Here is a 22,416-nt window from a genome sequence, read left to right on the forward strand (position 1 = left end):
TGCCTTATTTTGTTGTTATTTAGTGATTATAGTCCATTTTATATATGATTAAACTAAACTTGTAATCATTGTATAAGTAATTTTTGGCTAATATCGCGGCTATGATAAAGGCAAAAAAGCACTTTGGACAGAATTTTTTACAGGACAAAGCGACACTAGATAAGATCATCCAAGCGATACCCAATGACGTAGAAAACGTTGTTGAGATTGGGCCTGGCTTAGGTGATTTGACATTTAGACTTTTGCAAATTTACAAGACGACCTGTTTTGAGATAGATTGTGAGCTGTTTCAAATTTTAAAGGCCAAATTTGCAAATGAGATCCAAAATGGACAATTAAAACTTTTTTGTAAAGATGCATTAGAACAGTGGCAGCAAGAGGGCGGACTAAGTAGCGAGAACTACTTTTTAGTCGCAAATTTACCCTATTACGTTGCTACGAAAATGATACTAAATGCGATAGATGACGAAAAATGCCTTGGACTTATCGTGATGATACAAAAAGAGGTTGCTCTTAAATTTAGTGCAAAGAGCAGGGATAAAGAATTTAGCGCTTTATCGATCCTCGCGTCGCTCCAGAGCAGGTGTGAGCTCTTGTTTGACGTGGATGCAAAGCTTTTTAGTCCACCTCCAAAGGTCACATCTTCAGTCATCAAACTACAAAAAACAAAAAAGATTTTTGGCAAAGACGGGATTTTCAAAGATGCAAAACAATACGAGGCTTTTAAAGTATTTTTAAGAGCTGCGTTTGCTTCTCCAAGAAAGACGCTTTTGAAAAATTTATCCACAAATTTTGACAAAAGGGCGCTAGAAGAAATTTTTGAAAGTATGAACTTAGCCACAAATTTACGTCCGCATGAGCTAGATGTCGATTCTTATCTAAAGATATTTGAGATTACAAAGGAAGATAATGAGCGACAAAAACGAAGAGAAAGTTGTAACTAACCAAAGCAAAAACAATAAAAGACGAAGATTTAGACCAAAAAACAAGCCAAAACAAGAGGGCGAAACTACCGAACAAACTTCACTGGCAAGCAAAAGCGTGATAGATAACTTCTTTGCAGCAGAGCAAGCTGAAACTGAAATACACGCCGAGCCAAAAAGCCAAAATTCTCGCCCCAAAAAACAAAGAAACAATAAAAATCAAAACAAAAATGAACAAAATGGCAAAGCAAAAGAGCAAAAGCCTAAGCAGCCACAAGAGTCAAAAAATGACAGCGGAAATGAGACTAAAACTGAAGTAAAAGAGTCAAAAGATAAACCAAAAAAGGCTAAAAAGCCGAAGAAAAATTTACCAGCTAAGCTAAACGGCAATGAGCAATGGCAGCAAGATATCGCAAGTGCAATGGTGGCAAACAAGGCCGTTCACGAGCTTCGTCTGGAGCCGATGAAGTATCTAAACTCAAGTGAGCATAAAATTCGCATAACTCCACTTGGCGGTCTTGGCGAGATCGGCGGAAATATGACTATCTTTGAAACTGAAACCAGCGCGATCATCGTGGATATCGGCATGAGCTTTCCAAGCGAGAGTATGCACGGCGTGGATATACTAATCCCTGACTTTGACTATGTTAGAAAAATAAAAGATAAGATAAAAGGCGTCATCATCACTCACGCACATGAGGATCACATCGGTGCAGTGCCATATTTTTACAAAGAGTTTAAATTTCCGATTTACGCTACGCCTTTGCCGCTTGGTATGATAAACAATAAATTTGAAGAGCATGGCTTAAAGCAGGAGCGCTCGCTTTTCCGCTCTGTCGAAAAGCGCAAGCCATATCTAATAGGCGACTTTGAGGTTGAGTGGATACATATAACTCACTCTATCATCGACGCTAGCGCGCTAGCCATCACGACAAAGGCGGGCACTATCATCCATACGGGCGACTTTAAGATCGACCATACGCCGATCGACGGCTATCCAACTGACCTTGGCAGACTTGCATACTACGGCGAAAGAGGCGTATTATGTCTAATGAGCGATAGCACGAACAGCTACCGAGAGGGCTTTACTAAAAGCGAAAGTAGCGTGGGCAAAACCTTTGATGCGATTTTCTCAAAGGCCAAAGGACGCGTGATAATGAGTACGTTTAGCTCCAACATCCACCGCGTTTATCAGGCGATCGAGTGGGGGCTAAAATACAACCGCAAGGTCTGTGTCATCGGTAGATCAATGGAGAGAAATTTATATACTGCAATGGAGCTTGGCTACATCAAACTTGATAAGAAAATTTTTATCGATGCAAACGAGGTTGGCAAATTTAAAGATAATGAAGTGCTGATCGTTACCACTGGCTCTCAGGGTGAGACTATGAGCGCACTCTACCGAATGGCTACCGATGAGCACAAATACATCAAAATAAAGCCAACCGATCAGATAATAATCAGCTCAAAGGCGATCCCTGGTAATGAAAGCAGCATCTCAACTGTATTAAATTTCCTAATAAAATCAGGTGCAAGTGTCGCTTATCAAGACTTTAGCGAGATCCACGTCAGCGGTCACGCAGCACAAGAAGAGCAAAAGCTGATGCTACGTCTTATAAAACCAAAATTTTTCTTACCGGTGCATGGCGAGTATAACCACATCGCAAAACACAAAGAGACAGCTATAAGCTGCGGCGTAGACGAGAGAAATATCTATCTAATGAGCGATGGCGATCAAATGGAGATCTGTCAAAAATACTTAAAGCGTGTAAAAACAGTAAAAACCGGCAAAGTCTTCATAGATAATCAAATAAATAAACAAATCTCAGACGATGTCGTCATCGATAGACAAAATCTTGCCGAAGCAGGCGTCGTCATGATAATCGCTCAAATTTCACGTCATGGTGCAAAACTTATAAACAAGCCTCGTGTCATTAGCTACGGCCTTGTGGGCAATAAACAAGATGCGGAGTTTAGCAAAGAGATGCAAGAAATTTTGACGCAGTTTTTAAGCAATGTCAAAGAGGAGCTTTTAAAAGATGGCAGACTGCTCGAGTCACAAGTACGCCAAGTGATTAGAAAGCATATCTTTAGAAAGGTCAAAAAGTACCCAACTATCGTGCCGATTATCTATCTAATGTAAGGGAAATTTATGCAAACAATCAACCAAATCGCAGCCGAAGTCTTAAAGATAGAAGCAAACGAGCTTTTAAGACATGCTAAAAACTTAGAGATAGAAGATGCTGTAAATTTGATATTTAATACAAAGGGCAAAGTCATAGTCACAGGCGTAGGTAAGAGCGGTCATGTGGGCGCAAAGATCGCTGCCACACTTGCAAGTACTGGTACGCCAAGCTTTTTCTTGCATCCAACAGAGGCTATGCACGGCGATCTTGGCATGATAGAAAAGGATGATGTTTTGTTAGCTATTAGCTTTAGTGGCGAGAGCGATGAGCTTATCAAAATTTTACCTCATGTAAAGCGCTTTGGCGTAAAGATCGTCGCAATGGCAAGGAGCAAAACAAGTTCACTTGGTAAATTTAGCGATGCATTTATTAGCATAGATGTAGAGAAAGAGGCCTGCCCACTAAATGCCGCTCCAACAGCATCAACTACACTAACGTTAGCTCTTGGTGATGCCTTAGCTGTTTGTTTGATGCAAAGGCGAGGCTTTAAAAAAGAGGACTTTGCAAATTTTCATCCAGGTGGCAGCCTTGGCAAGAGGCTATTTTTAAAGGTAAAAGATGTGATGAGAAGCGAAAATTTACCGATAGTTCGCTGGAATGCAAGCCTAAAAAAAGCAATCGATACTATGACACATGGCAAGCTTGGCACGGTTTTAATAGTCGATAAAGATGGTGCGCTAGACGCTCTTTTAAGTGACGGCGATCTTAGGCGTGCGCTTATGCGAGAGGACTTTGATCTAAATGGGCCAGCTATGAAATATGCCACTTTGCATCCAAAAGAGATAAATGATAAGGAAATGTTAGCTGTGGATGCGTTAGCCCTCATAGAAAAGTATAAAATTCAGCTTCTTGCCGTTGTTGAAGATGGCGTACCTGTTGGAGTTTTACACATCCACGACCTTGCAAATTTAGGACTATAAAAATGAAAAAAACAAGACTAAATAAATTTATTTCACATAACACAAACTACTCACGGCGTGAGGCAGATGAGTTGATAAAAGCTGGCAAGGTTAGTATAGTAGGGCGTGTGGTTAGCGATCTTGCAACGAGCGTCGATGAAGATGACAAAGTGCGCATAAACGGCCGTTTGATAAAGCTAAAGAAGGAATTTACCGTAATCGTTTATCACAAACAAAAGGGTGAGCTAGTTAGCAAGAAAGATGACCGCGGACGAAAAACGATATATGACACGTTAGATAAGAAATTTGCCAAATTTGTTAGTGTGGGGCGCTTAGACTACGCGAGCGAAGGACTACTTTTGCTAACTGACGCCCCAGCTATCGCCACAGCACTAATGAATAGCGATATTGAAAGAGAGTACTACCTAAAGGTAAAGGGCGAAATTTCAAAAGAGGTCATCGAGGCGATGACAAATGGCTTTTTTGCCAAGGACGCCACCAAAGGCGCTCACGCAAAAACCACTATAAAATCAATGGAATTTAAGCCTTTCCTAGCCTATAAAGTTTTTGGCTCAAGCGGCGGTTACACAAAACTAAAGGTCATCATCAATGAGGGTCAAAACAGAGAGCTTCGCCGCTTCTTTGGATACTTTGACCTTGAAGTGATGGATCTAAAACGTGTTAGCTTTGGACGTGTTAGCCTTGATATGTTAAAGCCTGGCAAATGGCGCTACTTCGAAAACAGCGAATACGAAGATCTAAGAGACTTTTTAAAAGTTAATAACGTTAGATATTAACATTTTAGTTTGCCTTCTCTAATAAAGAGAGGCAAGCTAAACATTTCTATTACAAACACTTGCCAAAACCGCAAAAGTATACTTGAATGATAGATAAATTGTTTTGAAAGGCTATTAACCAACAATAGTCTAAGCCTAAAAGCCAATTTACACAAAAAGCAAGCAATAAAAAAGGTGATATTTTTGTCCATCTTTGTCATTAGGTATTGGTTTTTGCATAAGAGAAAACTATAAAAATAGCAGCAAAACAATTAAAAATTTGTAATGGATGAGCTGATGATGATTGTTGTGATTTAGAAGATCAAAAAGGGTACGATTTTTACAAAAAACTAAATGAAAAAGGCTTTTAATACCAAAAACAACCTAGCGAGCTCTAACAAATTTAGAGCTTCGCAAATTTATATCTTATTTTCTGAAAGCAAGATGTTTATGTATGGATTTAGTAGCGTCTCACCACGTGCTGCGTATAGTAAGACCTCTTTAAAGTAGTTGTCATTTATGCCGTAAGTGTGAAACTCATACGCCCCTATGCCATATCCCATCGGCGTGATATCGACCCTCGAGTACCAGGCATCTTGCGCTAGGATGTAGCGGTTTGTATCTCTTGAATAGACATATAACTTGATCTTATCTTTGCTCTTTTGCGCCATATACCAGATGAAAGAATTTGTGATGTCGTTAAAGAAGTAGATGTCGCCATTTGGCATGATGGCTTGGGCTGTGTCGTTGTTATCAGCGATAAGCGTCCTACTCTCATAACATATAAATTTATTTGGCGTAAGTTGCTCGATCGGCTCTGATTTGCCGTTATTTAAAACTAAAATTTTATCGTCGCTTATGTCGGCATTATAGGCGAGTACGGCTAAAACTAGAGCCAACAAACACAAAGAAAAAATTTGCTTTATCAAAATAAAAATCCTCTTAGCAAATAGTATTTGAGTACATAAAGCGAGCATATCAGCACGCAAACTCCTAGCCAGATCGATGAAAATTTAAGCTTGTGTGAGTAGTTTGTCTTTGTAATGATCTCAACAAGATACGGCATAAGACCGTAAAATACACCGAGAAACAAACTGCCCCAGATAAGGTAGCCAACGTAAAAATAGTCGCCTTTTAGCATGCAGTATGGGCATTTATGGTTTGGTTGCTCGTAAACATAAAGGCCAAAAAAGTAGGTGATGGCGTAGTAACTAAGCACCAAAAACAACAAATTTGCCACAAAGCTCGCCATACTTTGCTTTAAGAAATTTAGCACCAAAATGACAAAAAATAACACGTAAAATGCGCTTACTAAGCCAAAATTTGTATAGCCAAATGGTAGCTTTGGGGCTTGAAAAGTGACAGAGCAGCAAAAGACCGGTACTTTTAGTGGGATATTGTAAAAAAACGAAATTTCTATACCAAGCTCAAGTAGTATCATAACAAAAAGGCAGATGAAAATGGCATATTTTTTCTTTAGATAAGGGAAATTTAGAGCCTGCAAGTCGAGTTTGTTTATAACCAGCCAGATACCAAGCCCAAAGATCAGTAAAATTTTAGTGAGCATCAATATGCCACCAAATTTATTTGAGCCGATCACGCCAGCTGAACACATGGCACCAGGTACGATGTCAGAGAGTTCATTTAGGCAAAGTGCAAAGAATATAAACAATACGATCTTGATACAGACGCAAAAAAGCAAGATCGTATTTACAAGATAGTTTTGTTTTTCAAGCGAGTATTGAAGCGATGTTAGTGCGTTGTAGTCCCACGACCTCACGATCCTAACGACGTAAAAGAGCGAAATACTCATCAAAACTAACAGTACAAACTCCGCTAATAAAAAGGCAATAACGGCGTTTGATAAAAAGACACTCATACTATCTCTCCGTTTTGTAAAGAAACAACCCTATCTGTTGCACTTAGCTCATCAAAAATACTATCGTGAGTAGCGACAATAATACTCTTTTTTAGAGCTTTAAAAGACTCTAGCAAGCCTAAAAATGCACGTGCGTTTTGTCTGTCTAAATTTGCCGTTGGTTCATCAGCCAAGATGATTTTAGCATCCATAGATAAAGCCCTAGCTACCGCACATCTTTGACGCTCGCCACCACTTAAATTTGATACGTTCTCATCTTTTTTATGAGAGATATTTGCTAGGCTTAGAGCCTTTTTTATCATCTCATCTCGCACATTTGCCTTGAAATTTGTTAGAGCAAATGGAGCTAGTAAATTCTCATAGACACTTAAGCCCTCGATAAGGTTAAAATTTTGAAAGACAAGTCCAAGCCTTTTGTGTCTAAGCTCAGAGCAAAAAGCATCAGGCAGCTTCGCAATGTTAGTGCCATCTATTAAAATTTCTCCACTAGTTGGCTTTTGAAGTAGGGCGATAAGCGAAAGCAAGGTACTTTTACCGCTTCCACTAATGCCTTTTAGTATCACTAGCTCGCCGTCATTAATATCTAAATTTATATTTTTTAAAGCACAAAACTCATTTTGTTTGTTTTGGTTATAAACTAGGCTAACACCTCTTATATTTATCATTTTAGCCCCTCATTTATGTCACTACTTGCTACTCTCCATGAAGGTATGAGCACAAACGCCAAAAATGGTATCACACCAAAAACAAAGATCAAAAAGAGCTTATCAAACTCTAAAATAGGCGTGAAATCTATAAAATTTAAAAGCTCATCACCTAAAAATATTCCTTTTAGAAGTGGAGCGTTTAATACAAAAACAAAGAGATAAGCCAGCATAACACCAAGTAAAAAAGCACTAACACTAACGATGAAATTTTGTATAAATTTTAAAAATATAATGTCTTTTATACAAAAACCAATGCTTCTTAAAATAGCTATTTCGCGCTTTTTACTACCATAGGCAAGTGAAATTTGGTTTTTAAGCAAGACAAAGAATATGAGCATAACACTAACGTAAATGCTCATAAAAATTCCACCCTTATAATAGTAAAGGTGCCTAACTTTAGCCACCTCATCTTCTATACTAAGAGCGAAAGAATTTGGATATAAATTCTCTATCTTTAAAGCTACTTCACTGATCTCATCGGTATTTGGCACCTCAACATAGAGCTTTGTATACTCTTCATCTTTTAAATTTAAGATAGCCCTTAGCGTATTTGGATGCAAAAATATAGCGTTATTTGAGATTAAGCCACTTTGTGCTGGCATGGTCTTTAATATCTTTACTGGTATCATGCGCTCTTCAGTCAAAAAATTAAAGCTCTCATCGTAGTAAAGCTCATTCATCGCTGCCTTGACACCTTCTCCGACGATCATCTCATCCTCTTTTAAGCTATCATCTTCATATAGATGAAACCAAACACGCTTTTGAACGAAGTAGTACTCTCCATCAACTACACCCCTAACGTCAGCCACGCCATCAATCTTTGAGATGTCGTAGATATAGCCAGGGTGCATGAGATCATTTTTGCCAGCACGAAATGCGCTTACTACGATACTTGATCTATCTTTTACTAAATTTATAAGATCATGTTGGATCGATCCAGAGATAAAAAGTACCGAGCTTAGCACAAAGATAATGAGTGCAAAGAGGCAAAAGCTAAAAAGGTGATCCTTCCTATCTTTAAAAAGCAGAACCACAGCATAGTTTATAAAATTTTTACCTATCATAGACAAAGCCTTTTTGCCCCTTTTGGTTAAAACTAAAAGCAGCATTTGCTCTTGTTATCTTAGAAATTTCTCTTAGCTCATCTTGCTTTGCTTTATGATCAAAGCTAAGATAGTGTGCCGCTAAAAGCGTATAAGAAAGTCCAAAAAATAACGCCAAAAAAACTAGAAATTTCACACTATTTACCGATAAAATTCTTTATCTCGTCAAATCTTATGACACCTTTGCCAGCATGATCTTTTAAAAAGTTCTCTGCCTTTGCTTCATCTTTAAATGGGATAAACTCATCACCCATTGGTCCATAAACGTTTGAGCCATGAACATAAAACGCATCTTTTGCATCAAGCTTTTCTAGCGTGTAATAATCACTCACATAAGCATCTTTCATTTTGCCATCCGCAAAGTAAAATTGTGCCATATCTTTTACACCATCAAAATAATAATCCTTGCCATCTGCTTTGATGAGTGTTGCCCATGGAGAATTTTTGACAAGCATGCCACATACCGCACATCTTGTGCCCTTTGGTACGACTATTCTCTCAGGTTTTTTTATTTCTTGTTTAGGTTTTGAGACTTGATTGCTCGAGCTTAAATTTGCCGGAGCGTCCCATAGATACAAAGCGGCAGCTTGTAGGTGTTTGTCGTACTCTGGAGCTTTGCTGGCCTCTTTTGAGTCACATACTTGTTTAAGATGAGCTTTTAGCTCAGAGATAGCTTTAAAGCTTTTTGGATCAGTTTTATCGCAGTTTGCCTCGTAAAATTCCTTACCATGTGCGTAAACGCCGTCCTCACGTTTAGCTTTTATCATTTTATTATCACCCTCGAAATCCTGTCCAGCGATCTCGTAAGCTTTAGCAAAATTCATTATCTCTCCGCCGTTTTCTGCTTGAAATTCTTTTGCGTCAGCCTCGGTTGAAAAGGCGTATTTGCTATTTCTAGTCATTGTGCCTTTAACACTACTGCCAACGACATAGAAGGCTTTATTTACATCGATCAAATTTAGATTTTTAGTATCTACAACTTGTGCGTCGCTTGGGATCTTGCCTTCTGTTAGCTCATATAAGCAGTGAAGTGATGCTACTTGCTTGCCGTTATATACGTGATTAGTCTTATAAAATTTAACCAAATTCATTCCACAAACAGCACAATACTCCTTGCCCTCGCCATTTCCTACTAGTGTAGCCTTGCTAGGATCCACGCTTTGAAACATCGGTTTCATTTTGACGGCTTGTTCATTTGTAGAAGCACTAAAAAGTATGGTTGCTAGTAGTGCTGAACTCAAGATAGAACGTAAAATCATAATTATCTCCTTTAGTATTTTTTATTTTTATATTTATAAGCTTTAAATGCCACTGGGCTAACTTTATCAAGCATCAATGCTTTCCTAAAATTTCTAAATTCTCGCACGCTTCTTTTAAGCCATTTTTGCAGCTTCTAGTAAAAATTTCACGTGCTTTCTCCACGTCTTCTTTTACGCCTTTACCTTCAGCTAGCATGATAGCGTAATTATTGCAGCCCTTTTCATATCCATATATACACGCTTGCTCATAAAGTTTTGTGGCTTTTGTGAGGTTTTGATCAACGCCTTGTGCATAAACATATAAAAATCCAAGATTATCACACCCTATGCCAGCTTCGTTTGCACAAGCCATTTCGTAGTTTGCTTTGGCTTTTGCATAGTCTTTTTCTACACCTTCACCCTGCGCGTATAGATAGCCAAGGTTGCTACATCCTATGCCATCACCTGCCTTGCAAGCCTTTTCGTAAAGCTCTTTTGCCTTTTTAAGATCCTTTGTCACGCCGGTGCCATTTGCATAAAGCAAGCCAAGCTCTGTACAACCCTCATTATCCTTGCAAGCCTTTTCATAAAATTTAACTGCTTTTGCTAGGTCTTTCTCCACGCCTTTGCCTTTTTCATAGGCGTAGCCAAGATTGCTGCAAGCCATAGAGAAGTTTTGATCACAAGCTTTTTCATAAAGCATTGCTGCCTTTGCTTCGTCCTTTTTGACGTTGCCATCGCCTCTGCTGTAAAGCACAGCTAGATTGTAGCTTCCTGACGCCTTTTTCTCTTTATCGCAAGCGTCTTCATAAATTTGTGCTAGCTTGTTGTGATCTTCTTTTGCGTTTAAAGCCTCTTTGATATAGCCAGCATTTAATAGTCCCAAACAAGCAAACAATAAAACCAAACTCTTTTTCATCATATCTCCTAAATCTCTTTTATATCCTTACCTCTATAAGCAAAGGCGATTAGCAAAGCCAAGAGCGTTAAAAACAAATAAAGCAAATTTGAAACGCTAAATCCATCGCCATTTGCGTATGAGTGAAGTCCGCTTAGATAGAAATTTACACCAAAATAGGTAAAAATAACTGAACCAAAAGAGAGTACACTAGCTACTAAAAAGGTAAAAATATTTTTTAATCTTGGGATAAATCTTAAATGAAGCGCAATGGCATAAATAATTATCGTAATGTACGACCAGCTCTCTTTGCTGTCCCAGCCCCAGTATCTGCCCCAGCTCTCGTTTGCCCAGATGCCGCCAAGAAAATTTCCAATAGTTAGCAAGCTAAGTCCTATGATGAGGCTTAGCTCATCAGTTGCAGCGAGGTATCTTATCTGCTCACTAAGCTTTTGCTCGCTTTTTTGATTTTTTATAGCCATTAAAAGAAGCCCAAGAAGCCCAAGCACAAAGCTAAAGCCCAAGAAGCCATAGCTTGCCGTGATGACACTTACATGCACACTAAGCCAAAATGACTTTAAAACTGGGACTAGATTTGTTATTTGCGGATTTATAAAATTTAAATGAGCTACCAGCAAAGATATAGCCGCAAAGAGCGACGCAGCCGATAGTGCAAAGCTTTGCTTTCTAAAAAATAAAACTCCAGCTAGTACACTTGCAAGCGAGATATACACTAAGCTCTCATAAGCATCACTCCAAGGTGCATGTCCTGAGATATAAGCACGAAGAGCTAAATTTAACAAATGCACCGCAAAGCCAAAATAAAATGCAAGGCTTAATGCGCTTTCAAATCTAAATTTCTTTCCAGAAAATAGCCTATAAAAACCAAGAGCGAGCGAAACTAGTCCAAGAATCATGTAAAAATATATAAGAAATTTAAAAATTTCCATTTGGTTATAAAGCACTTCAAGCTCCACCTTTGCCTCGCTTGGCGCAAGAGAGCCTAGAGTGCTTCTTTGATAGCTTGAAATTTTCTCCAAATTCCTATCAGCCTCTTTGCACTCGCCACTTTTTACGCAAGGGCTTAAATTTTCTATATAAGTGCCTAAAACGCTTTTAAGCTCACTTGAAATTTCGCTTGAGCCAAAGGCTTCATTTACGCCTAGCCATGTTAATTTATCGCCATTTTTAGCTGGTATAAATTTTAAAATTTCTCCCTTTAGTGCAAGGTATAAGATATTTAGCCTCTCGTCAAATTTAATGACATCGTTATCAAATTTATCTCTTTTAGAGGCGGATTTTTCATTTGAAACTTCTACAAATTTAGCCAGCTTATACTCGCCATTTTCGTTAAAGACATCGTTAAAACTAGCAAATTTCTCATTAACTCCCAAAAGCTCGCCCACACGCTCACTTGTGATCTTTACTATCCTTTTATCCATCCACTCTTTTGGCGAGATGGCAAAAGATAGCATTAGCTCCTCGCTGCTAAGCCCAAATAGCGTAGTTTTGGTTGAAATTTTACTTATCACAGCTCTTGAGTAAGAGCTTACTGGAGCGATTCTACTATCAGCTTGAGTCAAAATTTTGGCAAATTTGCTTGCATGTGCCTCTAAATTTTTATTATTTTCATTAGCAAAATTTGGAGTAGCATTTAAAAGCAAAATAGCCAAAAATGCGATTTGCGAACCTTTTATAAAATTTAGCAGCCTAAAAAATCGGCTCTTTTTGCTAAATAAATTTGCCACAAAGCCAACGCAAAGCAAAAAATATCCTATATAAGTTGGGATTTTGCCAGGATCACGGCTGATCTCAAAAGCACTTCCAAGCTCGTCAGGATCGTATGAAGACTGAAAAATTTTATAGCCATCAATCGTTAGTGGATTATTTAGCGAGATGTCGTACTTGTTGCCAGCGATACTTACTTTACTTGTATAAGATGATGGAGTATTTAGCCCTGCATATCGCTCTAAAATAAACTCGTCAAGCTTTAATGAAAATGGTAAATTTAAGGCCTTTGAGCTAAAGTAAAATTTCGCCTCTTGTCCACCAAAACTTAGCACACTAGGCTCCAGCTCATATCCAGCTCCGCCTTTTAGCTTAACACTCTTTTTTTCGCCGTTAAAACTTATCTCTAAACTAAGCGTAGCTGGAGCATTTTTCTCGTCTTTTTTATACTCAAGTAAGTTAATTATAAATTCTTTGCCAACTATAAAATTTTTAAACTCAAAGTCGTTTTTACCAAATAAGCTTAATTTTAATGGATAACTAAAATTTTCTCCAAGCATTTCGACTCTAAGATAAGGCTTAACGCTTTGCATTACATTTGAGCTTTGCAGAGCTCTAAGATGCATAACGCCCTCTTCGCCAAAATACCTTGTAAGTGCAGCCCCGATGAAGATAACGATAAAAGCAAGATGTATCAAAAATGCGCCAAATTTTTTATACATCTTGGTTTTTACGATACTAATGGCTAAACAAATGGTGCAAGCAAACATAACACACTCGTACCAAAGCGCTTCGTAAACAAGCATTCTGGCCGTTTGTGTGTCATAAAAATTTTCTAAAAAAGTCGCGAGTCCTGCACCAAAAGCAAGAATAAATAATAATATCAAAGACAAGCGGTAGATATTTAAAATTCTCATCGCTCGCCTCTGCTTTAAATGCTATAAGTTTGTCCCGCATAAAGTATAAACACCCTAAGCAGTAAAACACCGATAACAGCCGCTAATGAACTGATATAAAAGCTAAATTTTAGACTAGCTACTTTTTTGCCAAATGCAAAATTTAAAACAAAAGGCACAATAAAGCCAACTAGCACAACACCAAGCCAAAAGAAATTTGCCCAAACGCCACTATAAAAAGCAACAGCTGCATTTTGCTGATAACTTGAACCAAGTAAAAGCGATACAAAAAGCATTAAAATGAGTAAAATTTCAGCTCCCAAAACGCTAAATTCTACGCTATGAAGCGAATGAAGGTCGCTTGAATGTGGATCTTCTTTAAATAAAACTGCTGCAACCAAGCTACTGCCACTTATACCAGCACTTAGTCCTGAAGCTATAAATAAAGCTGGAAGCACAGCTGTGTTTAAAAGTGGAAATCTAATCAAAACTGAGATCAAAAATCCAGTATAAGCGCAAATTATTACAGCAAAAATAAGACAAATACGACTTAAAAATGGATAAAGCGGTATTAAAATTTTCATTATTAATGCAAAAAGAGTGCTAAAGGATTTTAAACTTTTGGCTAAGAAATTTGAAATTTCATCATTAAATGCATAAAGGCACATCAAAAAGCTAAGCGGTATAAATACACAAAGTCCAGCAACACCGATAGACATAACTGATGTGAAATTATAATTAATCAAAATTTTCCAAAATAAAAGCGGCTTTTCAAGATCAGCTATCAGGCAAACCATACCAAGCATGATACTAACAAATGCTAAAAGCGAAGCAGCCTTAAAAAATGGGCTAAAGCTCTCTTGCTTTTTATAGTGTTTTAAAAGTATGGCAGCGATTAGCGCTCCACCACTCATACCAGCTAGCAAAAGATAAACAGCGATCGGCCAGCCCCACTCTACTCCATGCGAAAATGTTGCAGTAAAATTTAATGCACCATCCATCTTACACCCCCATTTTTACTTTAGGAATATATCTAAGACTTGGTTTTGTGCCAAGCTCTGCTCTTAGCCTTATGCTATCTTTTACGGCTAGTAGCTTGCTGATGTGCGAATTTTCATCGTTAAGGTCACCAAAGACGATCGCCTCATATCTACAAGCTTCTACGCAAGCTGGCTCTTTTTCGTCCTTTAAATTTGTATCTACGCAAAAGTTACAGCTTTGAGCTGAGTGCGTAACCTTATCGATATATCTCACGTCATATGGACAGGCTACGATGCAGTATTTACAGGCGATACAATCATCTATATTTGTAGTTTGTATGCCAGTTTTTTCGTCTTTATGACAAGCCTTGGTCGGACAAACAGCTACACAAGGCGCATCGACGCACTGTTGACAAGATACTCTTACAAATCTTTTATCGAGTAAATTTTTAGGATTAGTCTTATCTTCTATAAAAAGTCTCATCTGTCCTTTTGGGACTAAATTTACCTTTCTGCAAGCTATCTCGCAGTCTGTACAGCCAACACATTTATTTTGGTCAAATATCATACCAAAGTGTGGTTTTTTTACACTTTCTTCACTCTTAAAAGCAAAACCACTACTTGCCGCACCAGCACCAGCAGCCACAACTACCATGCTTTTTAAAAAGGCTCTTCTATTTTTTTGATTTTGCATTTTTAACTCCATTTTTTATCTTAATGAGGCTTTTTAATGCCCTCATTTAGTTCTTTTTCATGAATTTTCTTTGCAGCCTCGGCTAATTCACCTGGCTTTAAGACCTTAACAAGCTCTATCTCAAAAACAATAGTCTCGCCTCCAGGTATGCCCTCCATGCCGCTATTGCCATACGCAAGTTCTGGCGGGATAACAAATTTAAACTTATCGCCCTCTTTCATGAGCATTAAGCCCTCTTCAAGACCTGGGATCAAATTTAGCATAGAAAGATGAGCTGGAGCCTCTTTTGTCTCATCAAAGACCTTACCATCGATAAAGCTAGCTTTGTAGTTTGCTATGATGATACTCTCTTGTTTTGGAGTTGCTCCTTTTTTGCTTGATTTTAAAATTTCATATTGTAATTTTGATTTTGTCGTTTTTACATTTTTATTTTTTGCATTTTTATCCATAAAAGCCTTGCCTTGCTTTAAATTCTCTTTAAGTATGGCAGCTTCTTTTTCTTTTACTATCTTGTCTAAATTTTCAGCTCTTTTGTTTAGTAGCTTTGCTATCTCATCATCGCTTAGTTTTAGCTCTCCTTTTAGTGCATCACTAAAACCTTTGATAACGGCCTCAGCATCGTAGCTAATACCTATTTGTTTTTGTTCAAGTAACCCTTTTAAAACATATCCACCACTTGTTGCTCCCATAGCATAAGACTCATTTGAATCTACATTTGCAAGCAAACCAGAAGCACTTAAACTAAGAAGTAGCGTAAATTTTAAAACCTTATTTTTCATATCAAACCCTTAATATTAAAGGGGCTAAAACTAGCCCCTAAATGCTATAAATTTTTATTCAAAATTCTTTGAGCTTCTTTTATATACTCTTTTGATGCATCGAGTTTTTGTTTAGTAAATTTAAATCCGTGCATACCCCACGAACCATCTTTTTCAACCATATCGATGATCTCTTGAGCATTTTGAATTAGCTCATAAACTCTTACTTTATCACTTGCATCAAGTTTTTTAGTCTCAAGTAGTGAGTAAAGCCCTTCAATACCAATCTTAACTTCAGAGAATTCATTCTTAACTGGAGTTTGCCATCCCATAACTTCATCATAAACTTGTTTTTGGTTTTTGAAGTGAAGTGTTGGTTTTAGCTCAGATAATACTGGGCTGTGGCAGCCTTTGGTATCTTTCATATCTTTATCAGCCCAAGATGTTCTAGCGCACGCCCACATCAAGTCAACGTAGTTATGGCCATTTTTATCTCTCTCAAAGTGCCAATCTTTAGCATCTCTTGGACCTTTAGCAGCATCGCCTGGTACTAGAGATTTCTCTTTTGGATCAACCATAATCTTCCAGATGTGAGATCTTCTTTGAGTATCAAAGCCAGCGTTGTCTTGGAACTGAACAGCATAGAAATTCTCACAACTCATCATAAATGGCATGTGGCAAGATGCACAAGTGTTGTCTTTGTGAGTATCTGCTTTAGATGCGATATATGCTTGAGTCTCGTGGCAATCTTTACACTCTTTTCTAATTTTTGGCTTAGTATAGAATGAGCTTAGATAGCCTTGCTCTGAGTTATAGTTCATACCTGTTACGCTCTTATCGCCTACAACTGGACCTGTGTTGTCGTGTGGATCGTGACAAGTAACACATCTCATACCTTTGTCATAGTGAGCTGTAAAGTATGATTGTGAACCTTCAGAACCACATCCTGGTCCCATTGATTTAAATTTAGAGCTAAGTGATAGATCAAGCTTGCCGTTATTAAGAGGATTAGCACGAGCTAGATCTGGACTAAAGTTAAATCTTTGGTGGCAGCGTTCGCAGTTTGATGTTCTAAAATTTGTAGCTCCATCAAGGTGACCGCCAGCTCCGTGGCACTCCTCACAGCTTACGCCTTTTGAGATAGTGTGTTTTTGAAGCTCTTTAGCATTACCAAGTGCTGCGTAAAATTCTGCTTTTGATTTGAAATCGAATTTAACTGGGTGACAAACTTCACAATATGATGAGTTTGCTTGGAAAAACATTGATTTTTTATGTTTTGCGGCGTATGAAGCTAGACCTCTAACATATCCGCCATTGTCGCCATACTCTTCAAGCGTGCCAGGAAATTCTGGAACAAGCTCTTTTATCTTTTTAACAGTTGCGTCGTCTAAATTTAACGCCCATGTTCTTTGCCATTGGTTACCACCAGCTACGATCTGACCTGTACCATCTCTTAGCAAACCGCCCTCAACGTAGTAAGTACCACGAAGTAGCCACGCATCAACGTAGCCCATTTTGGTTCTTAAGTGACCAACAGTTGCGTAGATAACATCTGGAGTGATACCTTTTGGAAGGATAGAAGCCGTATCTTTGTCAAATACTGGCTCAGTTAGGTTGTTATTAACCTCTGGGTGCTCACCAGGGAAACGCATAGTAGTTGCGTGGCGAGATCTGCTCCAGACCTCATACTGAGCTGGGTGACACTCACCGCACTTTTCTGGTCCTACAAATTTGTTAGGAAACTGAAGTGATGAAGTGGCTGGAATTCTATACATCATAGAGCTATAGCCCTTACCGCCATCTCTTTTACTAAGCTTTGACATATCAAAGCCATGTCCCTCGGCAAGCCACTCTAAGCCACGGTCGTGAACGACCATTTTACCGACGGTTTTACCACCATATTTTGTAAAAATAGGGTGGTTTTTAAATAACCAGTTATACATCTCTTGCTCTTCTACAACGTAGTCTTGCAAGGAGATAACGCCTCTACTTTGCAGTGTGCCTTTAGGATTTGCGATAACATCACGTGCTTTATCGGACATCTGCATATTATGCTCTTCGCAACAGGCTTGTGAAGCGAAGATGCTAACACCCATGAGCAAACCAGCTAAGGCTTTTTGTAGATTTCTCATGTGCCCTCCTTTAAATTTTTTATCCTAAAATCAAAATGATTTCATACTGATAATACTAACACCAAAAAAGGGTAGAAAAGGGGGAATTTTAATAAATTATAAATTTTCAAAACTAATTGTAAATGTAATACTATTTTCATCTACATTTCTAGCAAAGATTAGCGCGTTATTTTTGTTAGCGATTAGCCGACTCATATATAGACCAAGCCCACTGCCAGACTCTTTTGTGCTAAAGTGTGGCTCAAAGATAACTTTTAAAAACGAAGTCTTTATCGCTCCTGCATTATTTTGCACGCATAAATTTTTACGATTATCTTTTATAAAAGTATAAATTTTTATTACTCTTGGCTTTACATAGCTTTGTTTAAATGCATCTTTTGCGTTATTTATAATATTTATTAAAATTTGGATTATTTCATTAAAATTTGCAAAAATCGTAAAATTTTCTCTTATATCGATCTCTATTTCTATTTGATATTTCTTAAGTGAGGCATTTAGAATTTTTATAGTCTGATTTATCACTTCCTCTACGCTAAACTCCCTTTTTAAAGTATTTGGCTTAAAAAAGTTTTTAAAATCATCAACCGTTTCAGACATAAAATTTATCTGCTTGCTAGTCTCTTCTATAAACTCATAAATTTTTGCTTCATCAAGCTTTTTTCGCTCCTGATAGAGCTCTAAATTTATTAAAGCTGAGCTGATTTGAGCTAAAGGCTGTTTCCACTGATGTGAGATATTGCCTATCATCTCGCCCATTGAGGCTAGGCGGCTTTGATGTATCATTAGCTGCTCAGTCTGTCTTTTGCTCTCTTCACCACGCCTATGCATCTTATAAACAAGTAGCAAAAATATCCCAAACACAAAGGCTATCGCGCTCATTATGATGACAACCTCTTTTAAATGGTAAGAAAAAATGGCACGTAGTGGGATTTTAAAAGATAGCATTGCCATCATCTCACTTGCTTCAGAAATTTTTCCATTTGAAATTTCATAACGATCTAACATCTGTTTTGGAGCACTTTCGCTATTGTGACAGGCTAGGCAAGATGTATTTTGACTTCTTATAGGAAGCCCTACAAAAAATTGTGAGCCGTTTTCATCTTTTATAATCTTTGAAAACTCACTAAATTTATTCTCTTTAAAGCCTCTTAACACCTGCGCTTCAAATTCATTTGGCTCATGAGCTTTATTTAAAGGCGCCATAGCGACTAGCTTGTAGTCAAAATCAAGATTGTATTTTTTCTTTTGGATATTATAAATTTCACGGCTTATATATGAAGATGAGAGCAATCTCTCGTCAAAAAAATCCTCTTTTATAATGCCATCACGCTTTAGCTGCTCTATTAGCGGACGCTGAACGCCTGCGATGTACTCTCTTACAGAATTTATACTCTCAAGCACATAATACGCCTCTTTTTTGGCATCTTTCATTGCAAGATTATTATAAAAATTTAAAACAAGTGCGGATATTAAGAGATAAACAAAGATAAAAACACTTACGATTAGCTGAAATTTATATTTCACAAAGATAACCTACACCGTATAAATTTTTAATCACATCTTTGCCAAGCTTCCTTCTAAGCTCTTTTACGATCGTCTTTATCGCCTCTTTACTTGGCTGCTCATACTCCCAAATATAATCAAAAATTTGTTCATAAGTTATAGTTTGATTTTTGTTGTTTAAAAAATACTCTAAAAGCCTACTTTCACTCTTACTTAGATGAGAAATTTCACCATTTATATAAAGTACTTTTTTACCAAAATCGTATTCTAATTCATCATTTAGCCTAAGAGTCGGCTTGCGTCCAACAAGCTCTAAAGCAACGTCTTCTAGGGCTTTTATAAATGACTTTTTATCATATGGCTTTGCAAGATATCTTGTGATCTTTAACTCAACAGCTCTCCACAAATACTCTTGCTCGACGTGGCTTGATAAGATCACGATAGGAATTTTTTGATTTATAGTTCTTACTTTTTTAGCGATCTCTAGACCATCGATATTTGGCACGCTTATATCAAGCACCAAAACATCATAAGCATCGCTCATCGCTAGCTCAAGTGCATCATAGCCATCTGTTACGCCATTTACTTCGGCAAAAAATAGTTCCAAAGAAGCACAAATATTTTTTAAAATCGCCTCTTCATCTTCAAGGCAAAGGACCTTTTTGTTTGATAAAACGTCTAAAATATCATATTCTTGCATAGCTTCATCTCGCTTTTTGAGCAGATATTATCACTTGGTAGCTTAAAAAATAAGATTATCTAAAAAATAATTCATACCAATATAAAAGACAGATTACTTTTAAAAATTAAACTATAAATTTTTGCTGAAGTGATTTGAAGTCTTGATTAAAATTTTATATGAGAACTATTTTTGGATTTTTCTAAAGATTTTAGCTATCAATCAATTTGAAAAAGAAAGATAGCTATATTTATAGTATAAATTTTAGTTGCCTCTGCTTCCAGGTTTGATCGCTTTGCTTCCATTTTTACAAAGTGGGCAATGCTCAGGCTCATAAATTTCAAACTCAAAATTTCCTAAAGCAAAAAACGGCTTATCGCTTGGTAGTTTGGCATTTGGCTTAGCCTTATTGTCTAAATTTGTAACCTTACAAAAGCCACGGTTCGCAAGTGCTGCAAAGCCAACTACCTCACCGCCAAGGCTCTCTATCACACGTGCTGCTTCAAGTGCCGAGCCGCCAGTCGTGATAATGTCCTCACAAACGATAAATTTCTCACCCTTTTTTACCTCAAAACCACGCCTAAGACTCATTACCTTTTCAACTCGCTCTGTAAATATAAATCGCTTCTTTGCTGCGCGAGCTAGCTCATAGCCAGCTAAAATTCCTCCAAGTGCAGGCGAGCAAACGCTATCAAATTTAATGTCAAATTTCTCTATCACACGAGCAAGCTCGTCAGCTAGCTTTCCAGCCAAAGTTGGGTCTTCAAGCACCTTTGCACTTTGGAGATAAAACTGCGAGTGATTGCCACTGCTTAGTAAAAAATGTCCCTCCAAATATGCCCCAGCCTCTTTATAAATTTTCTCTAAATCCATCGTTTTTTCCTTTTAAAATTTACTCAAAATCTTAACACAAGCCCACTTAAGCCACTCTTTTTAAAATTTAATAAGCCACACATTTGTATAATCTCTCAACACTCACAAAAAGGACGCTCATGCTTATATTTAACCCTGTTGTTTTTAGCATTTTGATAATGACGATACTTTGTCTATTGCGCTTTAACATCTTGCTTTCTATCCTTATCTCTGCTCTTGTTGCGGGAGTAATGTATAAGCATGGATTTAGTGGATTTGAAAGTGGTATTGCAGGTGGGATAGATAGCCTCTTTACAGCCCTAAAAGAGACTACACAAAGCCTTATAAGCGGTATGCAAGGCAATCTTGAGACATCACTTAGTTATATTTTGCTTGGTGCTTTAGCAGCCGCCATCGCAAATACAAATTTAACTGCTATCTTGATAAACGCTTTGAGTAAATTCCTTAGCTCAAATAAAGTGATTTTTACACTAACCATCGCATTTATAGCGTGCTTATCTCAAAATTTAATCCCAGTTCACATAGCTTTTATACCTATTTTGATCCCACCACTTCTTGCTATTATGAACAAAATGGGGATAGATAGACGTGCAGTGGCTTGTGCTTTGACATTTGGTCTTCAAGCACCTTATGTAAGCCTTAGCGTTGGCTTTGGTCTGCTTTTTCACAATATCTTAAAAAAAGAGCTAGCAAATAACGGCATAACCACATCTATTTCTGATATCTCTTCTGTTATGTGGATAGGTGGTGCTTCGATGCTTATCGGACTTATCCTTGCCATACTTTTTTACGGCAAAAAAAGAGCTTATAAAACTTCAAAATTCGAAAAAGAAGAGCTTGATGAGATCGAGCGCGCAAAAAGCCTTGAGATGACTAAAAAAGAGTGGGCGGTTTTAGCTGGTGCAGTTGTGGCTTTTGGTGTGCAAATTTATACTGAGCTGCTACCTCTTGGCGCACTACTTGGACTTTTGGTTATGGTTGTTTTTGGCGGTATAGAGTATAAAAAAGTAGATAAGATCATGGACAATGGCCTTGCTATGATGGGATTTATCGCTTTTATCATGCTAGTTGCTGCAGGTTATGGCACTATCTTAAGAGAGAGTGGTGGAATAGACGAGCTTGTAAAATACGCTAGCTTGGTATCTGGCGGTAAGATAGGCGGAGCATTTTTGATGCTTCTTATCGGTCTTTTAGTCACGATGGGCATAGGCACTAGCTTTGGTACGATTCCTATCTTAGCTTCTATCTACGTGCCACTATGCGTTAGCCTTGGTTTTGGCGTACCAGCCATCATCTTGTTAGTTGGCATAGCTGCGGCTCTAGGAGATGCTGGAAGTCCTGCAAGCGATAGCACACTTGGGCCAACAAGCGGTCTAAATGCTGATGGTGAGCACAACCACATATATGATACTTGTGTACCTACATTTATATTTTTCAATATCCCACTTATCATCGGTGGCATCGTTGGAGCTATGATACTTGGATAAAATTTGGCGTAATTAACGCCAAATTTCTTTTTTTCTTCTACTTTTTATCAATATAAATTTTGGAACATCTTTTGCTT

General features: G+C 37.8%; 20 protein-coding genes. 5 read left to right on the forward strand and 15 right to left on the reverse strand.

Annotated features, from left to right (window positions below; translation table 11 throughout):
• Positions 1 to 101 precede the first annotated feature (101 nt).
• Genes rsmA through CVT15_RS09670 form a run of 4 tightly spaced genes read left to right on the forward strand, consistent with a single transcriptional unit; the run spans position 102 to position 4,805 of the window.
• A complete protein-coding gene (rsmA, locus tag CVT15_RS09655) occupies positions 102 to 944 on the forward strand; it encodes a 16S rRNA (adenine(1518)-N(6)/adenine(1519)-N(6))-dimethyltransferase RsmA (RefSeq protein ID WP_103576785.1) in 843 nt (280 codons plus the stop codon).
• Entirely contained in the window at positions 910 to 3,066 is a 2,157-nt protein-coding gene (locus CVT15_RS09660) for a ribonuclease J (protein WP_180998535.1), read from the forward strand. Before rsmA ends, CVT15_RS09660 begins: the two co-directional genes overlap by 35 nt.
• Positions 3,067 to 3,075: 9 nt before the next feature.
• A complete protein-coding gene (locus CVT15_RS09665; protein ID WP_103576768.1) occupies positions 3,076 to 4,029 on the forward strand; it encodes a KpsF/GutQ family sugar-phosphate isomerase in 954 nt (317 codons plus the stop codon).
• A 2-nt stretch (positions 4,030 to 4,031) separates the two neighbouring features.
• Positions 4,032 to 4,805, forward strand: a complete 774-nt coding sequence (locus CVT15_RS09670; protein ID WP_087586519.1) for a pseudouridine synthase — start codon at positions 4,032 to 4,034, stop codon at positions 4,803 to 4,805.
• A 398-nt stretch (positions 4,806 to 5,203) separates the two neighbouring features.
• On the opposite strand, the gene CVT15_RS09675 is transcribed toward CVT15_RS09670, so the two are convergent.
• The 15 genes from CVT15_RS09675 to pyrE form a co-directional block, all read right to left on the reverse strand.
• Entirely contained in the window at positions 5,204 to 5,683 is a 480-nt protein-coding gene (locus tag CVT15_RS09675; protein ID WP_230853936.1) for a hypothetical protein, read from the reverse strand.
• 26 nt (positions 5,684 to 5,709) lie between these two features.
• Complete coding sequence (locus tag CVT15_RS09680; protein ID WP_103576769.1) at positions 5,710 to 6,663, reverse strand: hypothetical protein; 954 nt, start codon at positions 6,661 to 6,663, stop codon at positions 5,710 to 5,712.
• The gene (locus CVT15_RS09685; RefSeq protein ID WP_103576770.1) at positions 6,660 to 7,328 is read right to left on the reverse strand and encodes an ABC transporter ATP-binding protein; all 669 of its coding nucleotides are present in this window, start codon (positions 7,326 to 7,328) and stop codon (positions 6,660 to 6,662) included. The genes CVT15_RS09680 and CVT15_RS09685 overlap by 4 nt, the downstream gene beginning before the upstream one ends.
• Positions 7,325 to 8,434, reverse strand: coding sequence for an ABC transporter permease (locus CVT15_RS09690; RefSeq protein ID WP_103576771.1), 1,110 nt, complete (start codon positions 8,432 to 8,434; stop codon positions 7,325 to 7,327). Before CVT15_RS09690 ends, CVT15_RS09685 begins: the two co-directional genes overlap by 4 nt.
• Positions 8,424 to 8,609, reverse strand: a complete 186-nt coding sequence (locus CVT15_RS09695) for a hypothetical protein (protein ID WP_054197437.1) — start codon at positions 8,607 to 8,609, stop codon at positions 8,424 to 8,426. The genes CVT15_RS09690 and CVT15_RS09695 overlap by 11 nt, the downstream gene beginning before the upstream one ends.
• 1 nt (position 8,610) lies before the next feature.
• On the reverse strand, positions 8,611 to 9,732 hold the full coding sequence (locus CVT15_RS09700; RefSeq protein WP_103576772.1) for a nitrous oxide reductase accessory protein NosL: 1,122 nt from the start codon (positions 9,730 to 9,732) through the stop codon (positions 8,611 to 8,613).
• 73 nt (positions 9,733 to 9,805) lie between these two features.
• Entirely contained in the window at positions 9,806 to 10,630 is an 825-nt protein-coding gene (locus CVT15_RS09705) for a tetratricopeptide repeat protein (RefSeq protein ID WP_103576773.1), read from the reverse strand.
• 8 nt (positions 10,631 to 10,638) lie between these two features.
• On the reverse strand, positions 10,639 to 13,254 hold the full coding sequence (ccsA, locus tag CVT15_RS09710) for a cytochrome c biogenesis protein (RefSeq protein ID WP_103576774.1): 2,616 nt from the start codon (positions 13,252 to 13,254) through the stop codon (positions 10,639 to 10,641).
• A 14-nt stretch (positions 13,255 to 13,268) separates the two neighbouring features.
• Positions 13,269 to 14,234 carry an NrfD/PsrC family molybdoenzyme membrane anchor subunit gene (nrfD, locus tag CVT15_RS09715; RefSeq protein ID WP_103576775.1) on the reverse strand — a complete coding sequence of 322 codons (966 nt, stop codon included), beginning with the start codon at positions 14,232 to 14,234 and terminating at the stop codon, positions 13,269 to 13,271.
• A 1-nt stretch (position 14,235) separates the two neighbouring features.
• The gene (locus CVT15_RS09720; RefSeq protein ID WP_021090331.1) at positions 14,236 to 14,907 is read right to left on the reverse strand and encodes a 4Fe-4S dicluster domain-containing protein; all 672 of its coding nucleotides are present in this window, start codon (positions 14,905 to 14,907) and stop codon (positions 14,236 to 14,238) included.
• A gap of 20 nt (positions 14,908 to 14,927) precedes the next feature.
• Positions 14,928 to 15,686: an FKBP-type peptidyl-prolyl cis-trans isomerase gene (locus CVT15_RS09725; RefSeq protein ID WP_021090397.1), complete on the reverse strand. Its 759-nt coding sequence runs from the start codon at positions 15,684 to 15,686 to the stop codon at positions 14,928 to 14,930.
• Positions 15,687 to 15,730: 44 nt separating this feature from the next.
• Positions 15,731 to 17,797 (reverse strand): multiheme c-type cytochrome, encoded by a 2,067-nt coding sequence (locus tag CVT15_RS09730; RefSeq protein ID WP_021090404.1) that lies wholly within the window; start codon positions 17,795 to 17,797, stop codon positions 15,731 to 15,733.
• Between the two features lie 96 nt (positions 17,798 to 17,893).
• Positions 17,894 to 19,321 carry a c-type heme family protein gene (locus CVT15_RS09735; protein WP_084041977.1) on the reverse strand — a complete coding sequence of 476 codons (1,428 nt, stop codon included), beginning with the start codon at positions 19,319 to 19,321 and terminating at the stop codon, positions 17,894 to 17,896.
• Complete coding sequence (locus CVT15_RS09740) at positions 19,311 to 20,000, reverse strand: response regulator transcription factor (protein ID WP_072595294.1); 690 nt, start codon at positions 19,998 to 20,000, stop codon at positions 19,311 to 19,313. Before CVT15_RS09740 ends, CVT15_RS09735 begins: the two co-directional genes overlap by 11 nt.
• A 243-nt stretch (positions 20,001 to 20,243) precedes the next feature.
• Positions 20,244 to 20,852, reverse strand: a complete 609-nt coding sequence (gene pyrE / locus CVT15_RS09745) for an orotate phosphoribosyltransferase (protein ID WP_103576776.1) — start codon at positions 20,850 to 20,852, stop codon at positions 20,244 to 20,246.
• A 119-nt stretch (positions 20,853 to 20,971) separates the two neighbouring features.
• Between pyrE and CVT15_RS09750 the strand changes: the two genes are divergently transcribed.
• The gene (locus CVT15_RS09750) at positions 20,972 to 22,339 is read left to right on the forward strand and encodes a Na+/H+ antiporter NhaC family protein (protein ID WP_103576777.1); all 1,368 of its coding nucleotides are present in this window, start codon (positions 20,972 to 20,974) and stop codon (positions 22,337 to 22,339) included.
• Positions 22,340 to 22,416 lie beyond the last annotated feature (77 nt).

The sequence above is a fragment of the Campylobacter concisus genome, from assembly GCF_003048595.2.
GTDB lineage: Bacteria > Campylobacterota > Campylobacteria > Campylobacterales > Campylobacteraceae > Campylobacter_A > Campylobacter_A concisus_L.

Excerpts from the sequence above, each read along its gene's own strand:
- nrfD (WP_103576775.1), bottom strand. The coding sequence starts at position 14,234 with ATGGATGGTGCATTAAATTTTACTGCAACATTTTCGCATGGAGTAGAG.
- CVT15_RS09740 (WP_072595294.1), bottom strand. The coding sequence starts at position 20,000 with ATGCAAGAATATGATATTTTAGACGTTTTATCAAACAAAAAGGTCCTT.
- CVT15_RS09690 (WP_103576771.1), bottom strand. The coding sequence starts at position 8,434 with ATGATAGGTAAAAATTTTATAAACTATGCTGTGGTTCTGCTTTTTAAA.
- CVT15_RS09670 (WP_087586519.1), top strand. The coding sequence starts at position 4,032 with ATGAAAAAAACAAGACTAAATAAATTTATTTCACATAACACAAACTAC.
- CVT15_RS09705 (WP_103576773.1), bottom strand. The coding sequence starts at position 10,630 with ATGAAAAAGAGTTTGGTTTTATTGTTTGCTTGTTTGGGACTATTAAAT.
- CVT15_RS09750 (WP_103576777.1), top strand. The coding sequence starts at position 20,972 with ATGCTTATATTTAACCCTGTTGTTTTTAGCATTTTGATAATGACGATA.
- ccsA (WP_103576774.1), bottom strand. The coding sequence starts at position 13,254 with ATGAGAATTTTAAATATCTACCGCTTGTCTTTGATATTATTATTTATT.
- CVT15_RS09680 (WP_103576769.1), bottom strand. The coding sequence starts at position 6,663 with ATGAGTGTCTTTTTATCAAACGCCGTTATTGCCTTTTTATTAGCGGAG.
- CVT15_RS09665 (WP_103576768.1), top strand. The coding sequence starts at position 3,076 with ATGCAAACAATCAACCAAATCGCAGCCGAAGTCTTAAAGATAGAAGCA.
- CVT15_RS09720 (WP_021090331.1), bottom strand. The coding sequence starts at position 14,907 with ATGCAAAATCAAAAAAATAGAAGAGCCTTTTTAAAAAGCATGGTAGTT.
- CVT15_RS09660 (WP_180998535.1), top strand. The coding sequence starts at position 910 with ATGAGCGACAAAAACGAAGAGAAAGTTGTAACTAACCAAAGCAAAAAC.
- CVT15_RS09685 (WP_103576770.1), bottom strand. The coding sequence starts at position 7,328 with ATGATAAATATAAGAGGTGTTAGCCTAGTTTATAACCAAAACAAACAA.
- pyrE (WP_103576776.1), bottom strand. The coding sequence starts at position 20,852 with ATGGATTTAGAGAAAATTTATAAAGAGGCTGGGGCATATTTGGAGGGA.
- rsmA (WP_103576785.1), top strand. The coding sequence starts at position 102 with ATGATAAAGGCAAAAAAGCACTTTGGACAGAATTTTTTACAGGACAAA.
- CVT15_RS09730 (WP_021090404.1), bottom strand. The coding sequence starts at position 17,797 with ATGAGAAATCTACAAAAAGCCTTAGCTGGTTTGCTCATGGGTGTTAGC.
- CVT15_RS09725 (WP_021090397.1), bottom strand. The coding sequence starts at position 15,686 with ATGAAAAATAAGGTTTTAAAATTTACGCTACTTCTTAGTTTAAGTGCT.
- CVT15_RS09700 (WP_103576772.1), bottom strand. The coding sequence starts at position 9,732 with ATGATTTTACGTTCTATCTTGAGTTCAGCACTACTAGCAACCATACTT.